Origin of the sequence: Sphaerospermopsis sp. LEGE 08334 (assembly GCF_015207205.1) — a bacterium.
Classification (GTDB): domain Bacteria; phylum Cyanobacteriota; class Cyanobacteriia; order Cyanobacteriales; family Nostocaceae; genus Sphaerospermopsis.
The window spans coordinates 1-17388 of sequence record NZ_JADEXH010000056.1 but is presented as its reverse complement, the minus strand read 5'-3'; the positions used below and the strand labels follow the sequence as shown (position 1 = coordinate 17388).

The window sequence follows — 17388 nt, the reverse complement described above, 5'->3', positions numbered from 1 at the left end:
TTGGTGACTGGGGATGATATTAACTTTTGCCTTTTGCCTTTTGCCTTTTGCCTTCTGTTCCCTGTTCCCTGTTCCCTTAATTCAAATAAACACTAAAAAATACTGATGCAATCAATTTTCAAAAGGTGGCAAGGCATATTTGCCGCGTTAATAGTAGTCCTAGCTTGTATAGGTTGTAGCAAAGTTCCCTCTACAACTTTTAATCCTTGGGAAGTGATTAGTGTACCCACCGAGGAAAAACTGTTTGATATTGCTTTTACTGATGACCCCAATCATGGTTATTTAGTAGGTAGTAATGCCACTTTGTTGGAAACTAAAGACGGTGGTAGAACTTGGCAACGTTTAGAACTGGCTGTGGATGAGCCAAGATCCCGTTTTGACTCGGTAAGTTTTGCAGGTCAAGAAGGTTGGATTGTGGGAGAGCCTTCAGTATTGCTGCATACTACTGATGGTGGAAAATCTTGGTCTAGCTTACCTTTGAGTCAAAAGTTACCCGGTAGCCCAATTTTGGTGAAAGCACTGGGTGAAGGTACGGCAGAAATGGCCACTGATGTGGGAGCGATATATAAAACTACAGATGGTGGTTTAAACTGGAAAGCACAGGTAGAAACTGCTGTGGGTGTGGTGCGGAACTTAGAGCGATCGCCCGATGGTAAATATATTGCTGTTTCTGCTAAAGGTAGTTTTTACTCAGTATGGCAACCAGGAATGGAAGCTTGGGAACCCCATAACCGCAACAGTTCCCGTCGTTTAGAAAATATGGGTTTTGCTAATAACGACCAGTTGTGGTTATTAGCACGCGGTGGTCAAGTGCAATTTAGTGATCTAGCTAAATCAGATGAATGGTTAGATGTAGAATATCCAGAGTTATCAACTAGCTGGGGTTTATTAGATTTAGCTTATCGCACACCTGATGAAATTTGGATTGGTGGTGGTAGCGGTAACTTGCTACGCAGTACCGACGGTGGCCAAACTTGGGAAAAAGACCGTGATGTGGAAGAAGTCGCTGCTAATCTGTACAAAATTGTATTTTTTAGCCCCGATCAAGGTTTTATCATCGGTGATCACGGCGTTTTGCTCAAATATAACCCCACCAATGCAGAAACAGCCAATCAAGCTGAGACCGCTTAGGTGATAACCTTTTCTGAGAAGAAAGTTGCAACTTGTAACTGTTTCTAAACTTTGTAGGATAATAGACTCAATAGTAGTTTTTGCGAAGGTAGTTAAATGTCAGGTACCACTGGAGAGCGTCCATTTTCGGACATTGTTACCAGTATTCGTTACTGGGTAATTCACAGCATCACCATCCCAGCTTTGTTTATTGCTGGTTGGTTATTTGTCAGCACCGGTCTGGTTTACGATGTTTTTGGTACACCCCGTCCTAACGAGTATTTCACTCAAGTACGTCAAGAAGTACCCATCGTTAGCAACCGTTACGAAGCTAAGAAACAAGTAGAAACATTTATCCAAAAGTAATTTGAGATCATGGCTACCGGCAATAACGTCAATCAACCTGTTACTTATCCTATTTTTACTGTCAGATGGCTGGCGGTTCACACTTTAGGCGTACCTACTGTCTTCTTTTTAGGTGCGATCGCAGCAATGCAGTTTATTCAACGTTAGGAGCAAATCATGGAAAGAACGCCTAATCCTAATCAACAACCTGTTGAACTAAACCGTACTTCTTTGTACCTGGGACTGTTATTAATTTTCGTTCTCGGTATTCTGTTCTCCAGTTACTTTTTTAACTAACTGGAATCGTCATCATTATTAACTTTCTGTTGATTTGTTGTTAAGGGAGGAGAAAACCATGTCTGGAAGTGGGAGAATTCCCCTGTGGGTTGTGGCTACAATCGCAGGGTTGGGTGTAATTACTGTTGTAGGTATTTTCTTTTATGGAGCCTACGCTGGAATCGGTTCTTCATTGTAATGACAACCTGATACGTTTTTCTGTTTAATAAGCAACATTAAATAACCGCCTGTCTCTTGAGGATGGGCGGTTTTAAGATCACTGGGGACTGGGGATAAAAATTTTAGATTTTAGATTTTAGATTTTAGATTGGAGTTAACAAAATCCAAAATCCAAAATCCAAAATAAAAAAACTCTTGACTCCTGACTACTGACTCCTGAATTCTTACTTATTTATGAATCGTCATTTTTGGATCACTGCTTTAATTGTCTTTGTTAATTCCCTCAGTTTGACAATTTTAATTCCTATTATTTACCTCTATGGTAAACAATTTGAACTGAGTGATTTTCACACCAGTTTATTATTTTCTGTTTACTCAATATCGCAATTTTTCGCTACTCCTGTTATTGGTAAATTATCAGATAGATTTGGACGTAAACCTTTATTAATTATCAGTTTAGCAGGTACTGTAATTGCTAACTTTATAGCTGGCAATGCGACAGTAGCCTGGTTGCTATTTTTTGCAAGATTTTTAGATGGTATTACAGGTGGTAATGTCTCTGTTGCTCAAGCTGTGATTTCTGATATTACCCGTCCCCAAAATCGCGCTCAAGCGTTTGGTATTTATGGCGCAGCAATGGGATTAGGCTTTGTTTTAGGACCTGCTATAAGTTTGTTTGCACAGCAGATTTCTTTAGGGACTGGTTTTTTAGCTTCTGGTGCAGTGGCGTTTATCGCTTTATTAATAACAGCTTTATTTTTACCAGAAACTCTGCAAAAACAATCGCAAAAACCTAAAAACATTTTTGATTTAGGTTTAGGAAATTTAATTAAAGGTTTAGCAATGCCAGGAGTGGGTATTTTACTATTAATTAACTTTCTGATTGGTACAACTTTTACAATGTTTACTTATGCTTTTCAACCTTACTTTATTAAAGTGCTAAATCAAAATAGTCAATCGTTAACTCTTTTATTTTTAACTTTTGGTACGCTAGGCGTGATTATGCAAACTTGGGGAATTTCTATACTTAAAGAAAAATTCGATGTAGTAAAAATATTATTTTTAGGTTTGTTTTTTCGTAGTTTGTCATTTTTCTTGATGCCAATTTGGGCTAATATTAATTATTTTGTCGTAGTTGCTATATTATTTTCCATATTCAATTCTCTGGTGCAACCGATGATTAGCACATTAATTTCTCTCAATGCTAAACCGGAAGAGCAGGGAACTGCATTAGGATTGAATGCTTCTTATTTAAGTATTTCCAATGGTATTGGTCCTGTGATTGCGGGAATGATTGTCCAGCAATCTCGGCCGATCACTTATGGCTATCCTTTATATTTATCAGGAATATTCACGTTTGTAGTTTTAGCTTTTGCAATATATAATCGTCAGAGATATACACCAATTAATTGATAATTGATAATTGATAATTGATAATTGATAATATTTTTAATTATTAATTAATTAATTAATTAATTATTTAATTAAAAAGGTGGGTAATACCCACCAAAAAATTAAATATGAGAAGAATAAGAACAACGGTTAAACCATTCTTGATACTTTTCCTGTTGGGATTGATTTTCTACAACAATTGTGATTTTGACTTGTTGACAACCATGATTTTTTTCTTGAGCGATCGCATTTAAAAGCAAACTAGCAATTTTCGGTGAAACAAACTCTCCACTAACAGTTAAACCCCTCGCAACACTGGGAACTTCTGATATTTCTTCAATTAACTCAATACCAGCAATTTCCCCATGACTTAAATCAATTTCTGCTAGTTTTTGGTGTTCTGGACTCACTTGTTCAACAATCAATTTTTCCCGTCTCACAGGAACTTGGATCATTTCAGTTTCGATTTCTTTGCGAACAATTACCTCTCCTATCTTTTGTTTATTATGATCAATAAACAACCTTTCTTCCAAGAGAGGGATAATCTTTTCTTCCTGTGTGTCTTTAGTGTCCTTCGTGTCTTCTTCGTTCATTAAATAAAATCAATATGATTTCAATAGTTAAGATGGAAGGATTCAAAATTCAAAATCCCGATCCAGAATAAATTAAGACTTTCATGATCTTGATGTATTTTATAAAATCTTGAATCTCTTGATTCCTGATTTTACAATTATTCTGACTCCTGAATCCTGACTCCTGAATCCTGAATATTTGACTAATTATCTTTCTTCAATCGGGAGATTAGGAGCATTAACATCTAACTCTTCCCGACGCACAGTGTCTTGAGTTTCCACAGTATCTTGCTCTACAACTTTTTTCACTCTCACTTCTTCCCGCACAAAAGCTTCTTTTCTAACTTCCGGGGTTTCTTCGTGGATTTCCATGCGAGCAACTTCACCTTCATGGAAATCAGCTTCATGGGGAGAAACTGCTCTACCAGCATCTTCAGGAGTGACACGCTCAATAACAACGTGTTCTCTTTCCACTGGTACTGATACTCGTGCAGTTTCAGTTTCTACGTGCTTACCAACAGTTACATCCCCCACTTTGCGACGATGTTTATTAGCAATGAGTCGTTCTTGATAGAGTCTTAGAGTTTCATGATCTCGCTCGTTTAATCCAAACAACTCTGGTTCGTGTTCGTAGCGGTAAGTATCGCGGGTGTGAGTTGGTGTAGTTCTAGCGGTAGAGGTGGTTGCTACTGCTGAGGAATCTACAGGTGTGGGTGATTCCAATAGACCCGATGCTTCTACAGGTGTGGTGCGGTAGTCGGGTTGACGATATACACCACGCACCCTTTCTTCATAGTCGTAATCTCCTGCCAGACGTTCGTTAAATTCAGGTAAATCTTCTGCTTGTTCTCTGGTTAAACCTATAGCATAAACGCGATCATTATTATAGTCGATGCGGGTGCGACCAATGGGTAGTAAGACTTTTTTACCAAAAATCCAAAAGCCTAAGTCAACTACTAAATAGCGAAAATTTCCATCTTCATCAACTAAAGCATCATGAACTGTACCAATTTTTTCATCAGTTCTTTCTGTATATACTCCTAATCCCTTAATGTCTTTGTCTTCAAAAGTAGTGCGATACTGAGGATCAAAATCTTCTAATTTGTAAAGAACCATTATATTTTTCCTCAACCTTTAATAGAATTTCTGAATTTCTTACCTTCAAGAATATTAATTTCTGCTGATATTTCCATCTTTCTCACGAATGAATCACCAGAAAATATAATTATCAAAAGTCAGATATTTTGTGTAAATGAATAATACCCAGATCCCCAACTTATTGAAGAAGTCGGGGATCTAAAGCCCTACTATCTCCTGATTCCTGATTAATGAATTTATGCACGATTTTCATTGATATTTAAATCACCAGAAGTATGAATGTCTAATTCTTCCCGGCGAATCGTGTCTTCTGCTTCTACAATATCCCGATCTACCACTTTTCTGACTCGCACTTCTTCACGAACAAATGCTTCTTTATGAATTTCTGGAGTTTCTTGATAAACATCTATGTGTGCTACTTCCCCTGCTTGAAACTTGATTTCGTTAGGATCTAGTACTGTACCTATCTCTGGTGTTTGAACTCTATCAATTACAACTCTTTCTTTTTCAATAGGTACTGTCACCCGTGCAGTTTCAGTTTCAATGTGCTTACCAACTGCTACTTCTCCTGTTTTCACCCGATGTTTGTTAGCAATTAGACGTTCTTCATAAAGTCTGAGAGTTTGATGATATTGCTCATTTAAACCATATAAAGTTGGTTCTTGTTCGTAGTTGTAAGTTTCCAGTTCATAAGTTACAGTACCAAGGTTAGAACGATAGACAGTGCGTACCAATTCTTCAAATGATTGATCAACAATGATGTTTTCTCGGTACTCAGGTAAGTGTTCTACTTGCTGCTTGCTAAGTCCATCGACATAGACACATCCAGCAGGATAATTGATGCGAGCTAGTCCAATGGGTAGTAATATTTTCTTACCCACAGAATCTAAACTTGTATCAATAACTAAATATCTAAACCTGCCATTTTCATCGACTAAAGCATCAGCAACTGCACCTACTTCTGTTCCTCCTTCGGTATAGAGATTCAAGGTTTTAATATCATCGCCGCCAAAGGTTTCTCTATAGTTTGGGTCAAATTCTTCCAGTTTATAAAGAGGCATATTCTATGTCCATTTTTTTGAATATCTATTCACAACAGTAGAAGTAAGTTGACTATTTTTCCTCTGGCTGATGACTGACTTCTAATGAGATATGCTATGGTTTATATCTCATACTGGGAGGGAAATTTTAGGCAATTGTTATTAGTGATGTTGCTGATGGAAATATAACTAATGAGAGATATGATCAAAAACTGATCAAAACTTATTCATGACAATATCCCCAACTTATTTAAGCATTCAGGGCAATATTTTGATAATATCAATTTTCAATTGTTATTCCTTCATTGCTATTTTGTCAATTTTTTGATGTAATTTGGTTAATTATTGTATTTTATCTCTCATCTATATCTGGCAAGAATACAGGATTTATGAAAATTACAAAACAGCAAATTTTACCAATTCTTACTCTCTGCTTCTCTGCGTCTCTGCGTGAGATAAATTCCGATCAATACTCAACACCCAAAACTAATAATATTGAAGAAACCCCTTCCCCACCTGATGATTCATTAATCGCTAAAAATTTGCAAAAAGAACAATATATTGGTATTGCCATTTTATTAGTAGGATTAATCACTATTATCGGATTTTTTAGTCGTAGATTTGAATATGCTTTAATTTTTGCTCTGACTATCAGCATGATCTTAATTGTTTTCTTTATCACAGTTTAAAAATATGTGCAATTACTTCATGAATATTTTAATTTGTTTTTTCAACCTCTTGTTGATGAAAACCGATGGCCAATTGATAAATACTTACAAATGTATAAATCAAATGTATGGATTTTACAAAACTTTAAATTTTTCATCAAAATATTTTTATTTTTGTTAACTAGCCGCATGAAAATATTGTATTTAATGATACTTTGGTGTAAGATAGTTGGTTGTTTGCGAAATAACCTATTTTCAGGCTTTTCACTCAATTTTTAATTGAGTTAGAAAATGCTTATACATTTCATCCATTTTCTTCGCCAGGTGAAAAAATGCTCTTGTTCTTAAAGCTGATTGATTATCTATTAGCAGCTGTTTTTGTCAGTGCGGCTTTTGTCATTTATTTCGATTCTAGCAATCAACAATATGTACTAGCTGGAGTTGGAGCTTTAGCTGTTGCAATTTTTTTGTTTCTCCTCAACAGAAACTCAGTTAATAATGCTAGTAAAGAAGCTCAAAAAGCCGAACTAGCAAAAAAAGCTGAACTCTACACCTCTTTATTACAGAATAGTAATTCCTTGGAAAACAATACCATAGTTCCTGCCAGAGCTAAAGCTTTAGAGTATTGCCAAGATTTAATCAATGATTACAAAAACACCAGAAATTGGGCAAGAAATCTTTACTATGTCTTGCAAATTTCCACCGTTATTTTGTCTGGTGTCACCCCAATTTTAGTGCTGGTAGATAAACTAGAAGCAGGACAAGCTTGGCTGAAGTGGTTACCTGTAATTTGTCCTGCGCTCGCTTCAATTGTTGCTAGTATTGTCACCTCTTTCCCTTTTCAAAAAAATGCTGTTGCTGCTAACACAACTGTTGAATTGTTAGAAGCAGAACAAGAAAAATTTATCTTGGGAATTACACCAGCTTACCGTTGTTATGATGTTGCTGGAGAAGCAGAACAACAACAAAGAGTAAGTCAAGCAGTGGAATTATTTATTAACCAAGTAAATAATATTCACCTGCAACAAGTTCAACAATCAGAACAACAACAGGATAAGAAGGAAGAAGCCCCCGCTCAAACTGCTAAAGAGGAAACAACTTCTGATAATAAACCAAAAACTGAATAACCTCTTTAATATTGAATCCTAATACTCACATACCAGACTTCTTTAAGAAGTCCGGTATCTTTCAATTATTATCTGTTTCTGTTATTCTAAAAATCATATCTTCTAATGTTCTCAATAAATCTTGTTCATTATAAGGTTTAGAAAAATACGCCCGCGCTCCTAACTGCATAGCTAGTTGACGATGTTTATTACTACTGCGAGAAGTCAACATGGCAATGGGAATACTTTTTAAATCTTCATGAGATTTTACCCTTTCTAAAAAGCTATAACCATCAAGACGGGGCATTTCAATATCACAAATTACCGCTTGCACTTTTAACCCGCTTTCTAACTTTTCCCAGGCATCTTGACCATCTTTAGCTTGTTCAACCTGATACCCTCCTTTTTCCAAGGTTAAAGCTAAATAACGTCGCACATTAATCGAATCATCAACAATTAAAATCATGCCTTTTTGATGATTTTTTCTAGCTATGGGTTTGGGTTTTTGTGGTTTGAGAAAAGCTGTTTTTAATTTTGTGGTCGGTAATTTATTAGTTTTATGAGGACGTTGATTATTTGTTACCCAAGAGATTAACTCATTAGTATTTACTAATGGTACTACTCGACCATCACCAAGCATTGTACAGTTACTAAAACCATCAGGTAAAGGTATATTTCCTTCAACTTGACGTATTGCTACTTCTTGTTCACCCCAACAACGATCTATTTGTACAGCTATTGGTTGATGATCATGTTTGATTATTAATACACTACTAGCATTTATTCCTGTTGGACTTTCTATTTCTAAATGATGATAGTGAGAACAATTAAATTCAAAATAATTACCCAAACGCATTAAAGGTAACATGGTATCTTGCCATTTAAGAAATTCTCCACCATCGATTGAAAAAACTTGCTCATTATCTAATAAAAAGATTTCCGCAACTACATCTGTAGGAAATGCTAAAACCATGCGATGATGGGAGTTGTTAGCAGTATCACTTTCTACTAATAAAACTCGTGCAACTGAAAGGGTAAATGGGACTGATAAAGTAAAAGTTGTGCCAATTCCTGCTTGTGTATCAACTTTAATATCACCCCGAACTGATTGTAAGTTATTGCGAACTACATCCATTCCCACACCACGGCCAGATAAAGCTGTCACTTTTTCAGAAGTGGTAAAGCCAGGTTCAAAAATTAGTGATAATAGTTCATCTTCACTTGCAGTAGCTATTAATGTGGTATCCAAACCCATAGATACAGCACGCTGGCGAATTTTTTCTAGAGAAATACCTCTACCATCATCACTGATAGTAATAATTGTGCGATCGCTGCGATGAAATCCTTTAATTTCTATCAATCCTTGTTCTGGTTTTCCTAAACTCCGACGGGTAGCAGTATCTTCAATTCCATGATCAAAAGCATTACGTAATAAGTGCATTAAAGGTTCATTCAAAGCTTCTAAAATACTACGTTCAATTAAGGTTTTCCCCCCTTCAATTTTTAATTTAACATTTTTACCATACTCAACATTTAAATCACGAATTGCTCTAGGAAAACGTTCAACTAAATCAGATAAAGGACGCATTCGCACTTGTGTTAATTTTCTCTGGACTTGCTTTGATGTTTTATTCAACTTCCGAGCAATTTGATCTGTATCATCAATACTGAGTTGAATATCACTGGCAACTTCTGCTACCTGAACAATAGTTTCCATCACATCCTGAGAAAGCAAGTTTAATTTTTGATAGCGATCTAATGTTTCTGTTTCTCTCATCGTCTCTGCTGATGTTGATACTCCAGAATTTACATCTTCGCTAATGATTTTTTCATAAACTGCACGCACTTCTTGATTTTCTTGATGCAACGTTTGCACTCGTTGGCTTAGTCCTAAAACCAATTTACGTAATCTTTCTAATTGGGAATTTAAACCATTACGCTGTATGATAATTTCCCCAAATAAATCATTAATTTCTTCTAATTGTTTACTAGGAACTCTAACTGTATTTTCATGAATTTCTTTATCTTTATTAACTCCACTGATTTCGCTTTTGCGTTCAAGATGTTTATAGTCTAAGGATGTATTCTCTTGAGTAAATGCTACATTGGGATCAGGAAACTCGACAGCATTTATTTCTGGTGGTAATTCTATTTCTAAATCTGCAAAATCAGGAATTACTGCTTCTGCTACTAAGGTATTATCTTGATTTTTTGTAGGAATATTGCTAATATTAACCTGTGGGGGAATAGGATTAACAACTACTGCCCCTAACTCACCTAGCTCAATATTTGCTGGTATTCTATCCCGTTGATTTGTTAATACTAAAGCTTGCGATCGCCTCCATGCTTGCAATGCTAACTGAGCAATTTCCACACAGCGATCAGGATGATTTGCTAAATGTTCACGCACTGAATCACAAAGCTGAGTAAAAGCAGGTAACTCCAACATTTCACCCAAACCACCCAACTCTGTAGCCATCACTTCTACTTGTGAATATACATCATTTGTAGAACTATTTGCTGATAAAGATTCTAAAGTTTGTTCTAAAGTTTGTAAACATTCTTCTACTTCTGTTTCAAACAGCAAAGGAATAATTTCTTGACCATCTTCTGGTGAGAGCATGGTAGTAATATCCTCTGGAGAAGGATCACCCAAACGCTCATGCAGTTCATCAAAAATCGGATAACAAAAAGTTTTTAACCATTTATCATCTAGAGATTTTCTCTCTGATAATAATTCTACAATTTGCCGTAACCAATCAACTCCAGATAATAATAAACTTTGTAAATGAGTATCAATTTCTAAAGATTTTTTCCGAGTTTTTAAAACCTTAAAAGAATCTTCCAAACGATGAGCCAAATTACTCAAAACTTTAAAACCCATCATCGCCGCACCACCTTTAATAGAATGGGCAGCTCGCATAGCAGCATTAATCTTATCTACATCTAGATGTTTACTTGTATCTAGTTCCAGCAAAATACTTTCTAAGGTATTCAAATAATCAGTTGCTTCCTCCAAAAACTGCATTTGAATTTCTAGTTCTTTATCTGTAGTCATAGATTATTTTTCCTTATTTATTTTTTTTAAATTAATTGACTTTAAAAGTCTCAACCTTTTGTTCTAATTGCTGGGAAATCTCCACAGTTTTTTGTAAAGACATAGAAATTTGTCGGCAAGACTCGCCAGTACGTTGTGAAATAGCCAGCACATCTTTCATTAATTGGTTAATTACCTTTGATGTTTCTACCTGAGAAACTGAAGCCGTAGCAATTGACTTGACAAAAGCATCTATTTGTTGGGAAATATCTACAATTTCGCTTAAACTCTGCTTGGCATCTGCGGCAATTTGCGTACTTTGAATCACCTGATTTGTCCCCACCTCCATAGCTTTCACAACTTCATCTGTATCTCGTTTAATTTGCTCGACAATTTGCTCAATTTCTTGAGTAGCAGCCGCACTGCGTGTTGCTAATTCCCCTACCTCTTCGGCAACAACAGCAAAACCTTGACCTTCTTCTCCTGCACGTGCCGCTTCAATACCAGCATTAATCGCCAACAAATTAGTTTGAATCGCAATTTGGTTAATTAAAGAAACCACACGAGAAATTTGTTGAGAAGATTCTCCCAAATGCCTAACTTTTTTGGCAGTTTCGCCCACGGTTTCTTGCAAAGATAAAATATTTTCTACTGTCAAATCCATTGCTTTTCCACTTTTGTTAGCATTTTGGTTAGCATGATTAGCAATAGCAGTAATTTCTTGAGCGCCATCCGCTAAAGCTTGGATAGATTTGGTCATTTGCTCAACTGTTACTAAGGTGCGGTTTATTTTTTTAATTTGTGTATTTTCTGACTCTGCTAAGTATTTGATATAGTCTTGACTTGAGCTAATATCTCTATTAATTTGACTAGCATTCTGTTTGACTTGGGTAACAATATCTCGAAGGCTTTCTAAAAGAGAATTAAAGACATTAGCAATAGTACCAATTTCCCCATCTTGCACTTCAGCCTGTACTTTTAAGTTACCTTTAGCCGCACTTTCTACCTGACTAATTAATTGCAAAAGTTGTAAATGTAGTGTGTTTTTTTCTTGCTCTTTTTCCTCAGATATAGATTCTTGATTCACCTGAATATAATCTTTACCATCAGCAGGTAATTCTTCAGGTAATTCTGCAATTTCCTGATCTTCCAGAGGAGTCTTAATTTTATTAGTGAGGTTTGCTACTGCTACTAATTCAGCCGAATTTTGCTTGATGATACTCTTTGCTAACCAAGCAACTACCAATGTCATCACTAATGCTATTAATGTTGTGATATTAGCAATCAGCTTGAGAAATTGTCTTTGCGGTCCAAAAGCAATTCCAGCATTCTCAGCCAGAATTAATTGCCACTTGAGGTCCGGTAAACTTTCTAATTTTTTTAGCGGTGCATAACTAACCAATTGTGGCGTTTGATGAATGGTTCGCACTCCTGTAGAATTTTCCACATTTTCACTGTTTAGCAAGTCAGCTAAACCAGGATATATTACTGTAGCTTTTTGACCTAATAACTCCCTCTGAAGACTGAGAAAAAATTTCCCCTCATCATCAACTAAATAATAATCTTTGTTATTATCTACCTGATTTTTTATTGCTTCTATTAACCCTTGCATGGATATGCGTGTTCTCACTACAGCAATCACTTTTCCTGTAGCTACATCTTTCACAGGAGCAGCAATATAAATCACTACTACATTATTTTGTAATGTTTCTGGTTGACTAATAACAGGAGCATTCTTTTGTATAACATCTTGAAAATATTTCAAGTTTTGTTCCTGACTACTGGTTGCACCTTGAGATTGAATAATCACTCTTCCATTCAAGTCAAAAACAGCCAGATGATCATAACCTTGATAAGCTGTAATGAACCGATTTAATACTGTTTGTTTTTCGGCAAGAGTGGTACTTTTACTAACTTCAGCATTAGTCAAAAATGGCAAAGTTGAGAGAATTTGAATATCTCCATATCTTGCCAACAGAAAACCGTTAATAATATCACCTAAACTAATTAATTGATTTTCCTGAGTTTTGATAATTTGCTTACTAATCAAATTGCTACCAAAGCTATAAGCGATTATGCCAATTCCCAATACCGGCAAGGTACCGATAGCAATGGAAAAAATTAATGCTTTTGTTCTTAATTTCACTTGCTGTAAATATTTATTAATTATATTTTTCCCAAAATACTTATTAGTAGTTGTTATATGTTCCTGTTCAACAACTTCTTTAACTTCTTTTCTCTTATCTGTCATGGGCGATAATGTCTTAATAGATGCTTTTTTATTGGGATCACCAGTCTGATCAGTGTCAGTTTTATTAAACATAAATAAATACCCCTAAATTAATACCCCTGACTCTATGTAATAATAACAACAAAAAATGATTTTTCTGAGCTTGATTAACTAATCACTGCCCCCATGAGAATAATTTACAATATTATGTGCATCTAATACCAACAATATTTCTTCTTTTTGTTCCACGCAGCCACATAAATAAGGCACTAAACTAGCCGCCACTTGTCCCACAGGAGAATGAATATCATCAGCCATCAATTTAGTCGTACCTTTAATTTCTTGCACAACTAAACCTAAAAGCTTTGATTCTACTTTGATCACGATAATATTATACTTTCTCAGGCGATGATCTAAACCTTCTAAATTAAACATTTTTGGCAAATCAATTACCCAAATTACCCGACTACGCCAATTCATCAATCCTAATATACAGACTGGCATATTAGGCATAGATGTTAGAGCTTCAATAGGTACAATAATTGCTTCTTGGGTGTGAGCGACGGATAATACAGCTGTAGTTTGTTGATTGATTTGAAATTGAAGATAGCTATCTCCCAAAGAGTTTTGAATGGTTTGATAATACACGGTTTGTTTAGAATTGCTCATGACTGTAATTCAAATATTTGTTTGCAAAATCTCAAAAATTTATGACTTACGCAATATTAAACTAAAAACCTGATTCTTGAGTAGGGTTAATTCATGAATTACCCCTACTTTCGTTCTGTTTTGCGTAATTACTGAACTTGAAAAGTTCTATCAGGTTCAATATTGAAAAATATTATGCATTATGAATAATAAGAATTTCAATATTCTTCTGACTTCTGTAAAAACTTTCCCCATCCACAAATTCTCATTCTTAGGGTGAAAGCTTTTAGTCAAGTGTGGCGTAGCCATTTGCTGATTTCTGATTACTGATAGCTCAATACTTACGAAAAGTATTAAATTAACCAATGTATTTAGATACCATTTTCAGCAAATCTAATCTTGTAAAAGGCTTAGTTAAATAGCCAGATGACCTGACAATTTTCGCCTTCGCTTTATCCACAAATCCGGTTCTAGCAGTAACCATAATAATGGGTGTATTTTTAAATGCTGAATGCTTCCGTAATAATGAACATAGTTCATAACCATCTAAATTAGGCATTTCTACATCTAGCAAAATTAAGTCTGGTTTGCTTCTAATGATTTGCATTAAAGCTTTAATTGGATCATTAATCATGACAACAGAAAATGTTTTTTCATCTAAAAAATGTCTAATAGAACTCAGCACTGCTTGGCTATCATCAATACAGGCAATTGTATATAATTGCTCACTCAAAACAGATGGCAAATTGTTATAAAAATTCCTGTCAACAGTGGCGAATTTTGCTGATTTATCCTCTAATTCATCTTCTGTTTTTGGGGCAGATGTTGTTTGTTTTGTTAAACTGCTATTAGATAATTTTTTTGACTGAATTTGTTGACGATAACGTAACTGTTTTTGACACTGTTCTACTATTAATTGCAAATCCAGATGACAGTATTTTGGTAGTTCATTTAAGGAATTATCAGGATTAAGTTTATAGTTACCTTCTTTTAAAGAAATAAAAGACTCTAGCACTTCTTTGGACAGTTCTTCTATTAACATCCCTGCTTGTTGATGGGTAATATAATTTTGATTTACTAGCCAGCAAATCGCATGATAGTCAGCGTTTGGTATCAATTGACAGTTATTGCCATACTGATATGTCAAACCCATCTGTTCATAAGTTACATTGTTAAAAGCAGGAATTTCCCGATTCAAACGTTGTAGGTGACTCTCCAAACGTTCAAATAGTTTATCTGAATAAGTAGCGTAAGTTAATTTACCTTCTTCTAAGTAAATTAACCAAGAAACTAACCCAGTAAATACATTTAAACAACCTGTTACTTTCCTTGCGCTTAACTGTGCCAACAAAGACAGCGGATGTAGTTTGTGAAACAACCTGTAGCTACCTAGAGAAGTTGTCATCATTTTGCTTTTGCTTTAGCTAAATTAAAGACTTGTGATTTGAATTTGCATAGCAGATACATCACAATTGAAACCAAGTATAAAACATCAAAGATTTAGTAATCATAAATACAAAGCCAGATGTTTTATTTTGTATGAACTCTCAAACATAACAGAGTTACAGCAGATTGCCAATCAATCAGGTACAGAATCAAAAGTGAAACATAAACAGAAAGAGAGTTTTACTCCTGACTCCTGCTGTATTTAAAGATTATCAAATCTTAGTCAATTTGTAAGTTTTCCATCACTTACTTACAGATACTGCGATAATCAAATATTTGAGGTGAATCACGCAAAACATATTCACAATCAAATTATAAAAAATTATTAACTTTATTAAATACTGTAATTTACCGCAAATAGCTTTTTAGCTTGCTGTTCACGGTATAATCAACTAATCTCTCTGTATTTATCAGCAAATACAAGTTTTACCCAGCTTTCTTGTTGTTTACACTCTGCTGAATCCAAGCCATTATTTTAATCATGCTGATTTTTCAACTTCGATATCAGCGCCAACAGAAGTTTTTTATGTAAATTTTTTTAAAATGCGGATGAAAGGACTTGAACCTTCATTATAGCACATAAACCTGATTATTGCGTTACTCAAGATTTACTCACACTAACCTGAGTAAACAAGTGAGTAAAAAATGAGTAAAAATCTAGAAGTCGGTGGAGAGGGTAATTTTAGCAATTTTGAAGACTTGCTTAAATACTATAAAGTAGCGTCTAGTCAATTACCAAAAGGTATAAGCTATAAAAAGCAGGGCAAGTATCTGTATTTACAGTTTGTGTTCCCTGGTGAGTCATCACGATTACCTCACAAACCAGATTACGGTTTCAGTTATGAAGGATTAATAAAAGCTAAGGAGAACGCTTTTAGAATAGCTGAAAAATTAGATACGCTATCATCTGTTACTGAGTTCAATGAATGGTATGACAAGGAAATACTAGGAAAGAATGAGGTAATTGATGACAGAATTACTTACAGACAGATTTTTGAAAAGATAGAACAAAAGTATTGGAACGGGAAAAATAAAAATACCAAAAAAAATAGAACAGATACAGGACTAAGCGAGCAAGCGAGTTTTGATAATGTTTATGGTTATGTTTTTAAACGGTTTACTGATTGGGATAAACAACCAACTTGGGATGATATCAAGTCTGTATTGTTTAGTTGGGAACAGGGTACAAAGTCATTTAAGGATAGCTACACGGTAATCAAGAAAATAGTTAGCTATTGTCCTAATGCTGATAAAATGGTTGCATTATTATCTGAGATTGACTACAAACAAACTAAGTTTAGAGAAAATCAATCTATCAGTTTAGATCAGTTTTTAGAATGGCATGATAAAGCGTTAGATGATTGTTTACCTCACTATTTAGAAACTAGACAATCATGGCTATGGGTAGCTGCTATGTGTGTGGTTTATGGTTTACGTCCCTCTGAAATTGCAGCAGCAAAAAACCTCACAAAACCCTACACAAAAGACGGCATAACAATACCAGCTATTAGCAATCCTGACAATAAAGAATTACTACTTGTGTTAGGTGATATGACTTATTTTGGTACAACGATTAAAACCGGTGGTAGAGTATGTAAATCAATGTGTTTAGATAAGAAATTGTTAGAACGGTTAGATATTCAAAAGCCAAAATTACCGGAATATAAGCCAAATAAAGATAGTAAACCTATATCTATTGTTCAAGGTTTCTCCAATAGGTTTCGTGATTATATGGTTGATTGGAAATGTCCAGTAACTCAGAGTTACGCTTTTAGACATTTATCAAATCAGTTGGGTGAGAAATACGGCATACCTCAAGAGATACGCGCTAGAAGCTTAGGACACTCGGTTGCTGTTAATGAGAGTACGTACAAAAAACGATCTAACTTTCAAACATCAGTTGACCTATTAACAAATCACAGTAAACAACCATTGTCACTAGATATGGCTATACAGCAGCTAGAATCTGTTGGTTTTGATTTAGATGATCCGAGTGTTAACGCCATTCTAAAAGTCATTTATCAGCTATACTAAACACAATACCCTGGAATGCACCTATTACAATCCTTAGCAAAGTTGCGAGTACCGAGCTAGGGATTTTTTTTAGCTATTCAACATACCACAAATAACCCACAATACTCTCTTGCTTAGGAAGGGATTGTATACCACACACTCACTAAGTCAAGCCTTCACTACGTCTCATTCTTCGGGCTTGACTAAGTTCGTTAGTGTGGTCTAAA

The 17388-nt window shown here is 35.2% G+C and carries 16 protein-coding genes; 9 read left to right on the top strand and 7 right to left on the bottom strand.

The window, feature by feature from the left end:
- The first annotated feature begins 105 nt into the window (after positions 1-105).
- The 6 genes from IQ237_RS23015 (at position 106) to IQ237_RS22990 (ending at position 3324) form a co-directional block, all read left to right on the top strand.
- Positions 106-1131: a photosynthesis system II assembly factor Ycf48 gene (locus tag IQ237_RS23015; RefSeq protein WP_194059339.1), complete on the top strand. Its 1026-nt coding sequence runs from the start codon at positions 106-108 to the stop codon at positions 1129-1131.
- A 96-nt stretch (positions 1132-1227) separates the two neighbouring features.
- Positions 1228-1476 carry a cytochrome b559 subunit alpha gene (gene psbE, locus IQ237_RS23010; protein WP_194059338.1) on the top strand — a complete coding sequence of 83 codons (249 nt, stop codon included), beginning with the start codon at positions 1228-1230 and terminating at the stop codon, positions 1474-1476.
- A gap of 9 nt (positions 1477-1485) precedes the next feature.
- The gene (gene psbF / locus IQ237_RS23005) at positions 1486-1623 is read left to right on the top strand and encodes a cytochrome b559 subunit beta (RefSeq protein WP_096570965.1); all 138 of its coding nucleotides are present in this window, start codon (positions 1486-1488) and stop codon (positions 1621-1623) included.
- Between the two features lie 9 nt (positions 1624-1632).
- Positions 1633-1752 carry a photosystem II reaction center protein L gene (locus IQ237_RS23000; protein WP_197704893.1) on the top strand — a complete coding sequence of 40 codons (120 nt, stop codon included), beginning with the start codon at positions 1633-1635 and terminating at the stop codon, positions 1750-1752.
- 58 nt (positions 1753-1810) lie between these two features.
- Complete coding sequence (locus tag IQ237_RS22995) at positions 1811-1930, top strand: photosystem II reaction center protein J (RefSeq protein ID WP_013190555.1); 120 nt, start codon at positions 1811-1813, stop codon at positions 1928-1930.
- Positions 1931-2145: 215 nt separating this feature from the next.
- Positions 2146-3324 carry an MFS transporter gene (locus tag IQ237_RS22990; RefSeq protein WP_194059336.1) on the top strand — a complete coding sequence of 393 codons (1179 nt, stop codon included), beginning with the start codon at positions 2146-2148 and terminating at the stop codon, positions 3322-3324.
- Positions 3325-3425: 101 nt separating this feature from the next.
- Here IQ237_RS22990 and IQ237_RS22985 read toward each other — a convergent pair whose 3' ends face one another.
- The 3 genes from IQ237_RS22985 to IQ237_RS22975 form a co-directional block, all read right to left on the bottom strand.
- Positions 3426-3896, bottom strand: a complete 471-nt coding sequence (locus IQ237_RS22985; protein WP_194059334.1) for a DUF2382 domain-containing protein — start codon at positions 3894-3896, stop codon at positions 3426-3428.
- 186 nt (positions 3897-4082) lie between these two features.
- Entirely contained in the window at positions 4083-4991 is a 909-nt protein-coding gene (locus tag IQ237_RS22980) for a DUF2382 domain-containing protein (RefSeq protein WP_194059332.1), read from the bottom strand.
- Between the two features lie 218 nt (positions 4992-5209).
- On the bottom strand, positions 5210-6034 hold the full coding sequence (locus IQ237_RS22975) for a DUF2382 domain-containing protein (protein ID WP_194059330.1): 825 nt from the start codon (positions 6032-6034) through the stop codon (positions 5210-5212).
- A 368-nt stretch (positions 6035-6402) separates the two neighbouring features.
- Here IQ237_RS22975 and IQ237_RS22970 point away from each other — a divergent pair, with 368 nt between their 5' ends.
- Together IQ237_RS22970 and IQ237_RS22965 are read left to right on the top strand one after the other, a co-directional pair.
- Entirely contained in the window at positions 6403-6702 is a 300-nt protein-coding gene (locus tag IQ237_RS22970; protein WP_228020637.1) for a hypothetical protein, read from the top strand.
- A gap of 311 nt (positions 6703-7013) precedes the next feature.
- Complete coding sequence (locus IQ237_RS22965) at positions 7014-7808, top strand: DUF4231 domain-containing protein (protein ID WP_194059328.1); 795 nt, start codon at positions 7014-7016, stop codon at positions 7806-7808.
- A gap of 61 nt (positions 7809-7869) precedes the next feature.
- Here IQ237_RS22965 and IQ237_RS22960 read toward each other — a convergent pair whose 3' ends face one another.
- The 4 genes from IQ237_RS22960 to IQ237_RS22945 all read right to left on the bottom strand — a co-directional run bounded on the left by IQ237_RS22960 (position 7870) and on the right by IQ237_RS22945 (position 15110).
- Complete coding sequence (locus IQ237_RS22960) at positions 7870-10845, bottom strand: hybrid sensor histidine kinase/response regulator (RefSeq protein WP_194059327.1); 2976 nt, start codon at positions 10843-10845, stop codon at positions 7870-7872.
- A 31-nt stretch (positions 10846-10876) separates the two neighbouring features.
- Entirely contained in the window at positions 10877-13147 is a 2271-nt protein-coding gene (locus IQ237_RS22955; RefSeq protein WP_194059325.1) for a methyl-accepting chemotaxis protein, read from the bottom strand.
- 78 nt (positions 13148-13225) lie between these two features.
- Positions 13226-13723, bottom strand: a complete 498-nt coding sequence (locus IQ237_RS22950) for a chemotaxis protein CheW (protein ID WP_194059324.1) — start codon at positions 13721-13723, stop codon at positions 13226-13228.
- A 337-nt stretch (positions 13724-14060) separates the two neighbouring features.
- Entirely contained in the window at positions 14061-15110 is a 1050-nt protein-coding gene (locus IQ237_RS22945) for a response regulator (RefSeq protein WP_194059323.1), read from the bottom strand.
- Between the two features lie 683 nt (positions 15111-15793).
- Between IQ237_RS22945 and IQ237_RS22940 the strand changes: the two genes are divergently transcribed.
- Positions 15794-17182: a recombinase gene (locus IQ237_RS22940; RefSeq protein WP_194059322.1), complete on the top strand. Its 1389-nt coding sequence runs from the start codon at positions 15794-15796 to the stop codon at positions 17180-17182.
- Positions 17183-17388 lie beyond the last annotated feature (206 nt).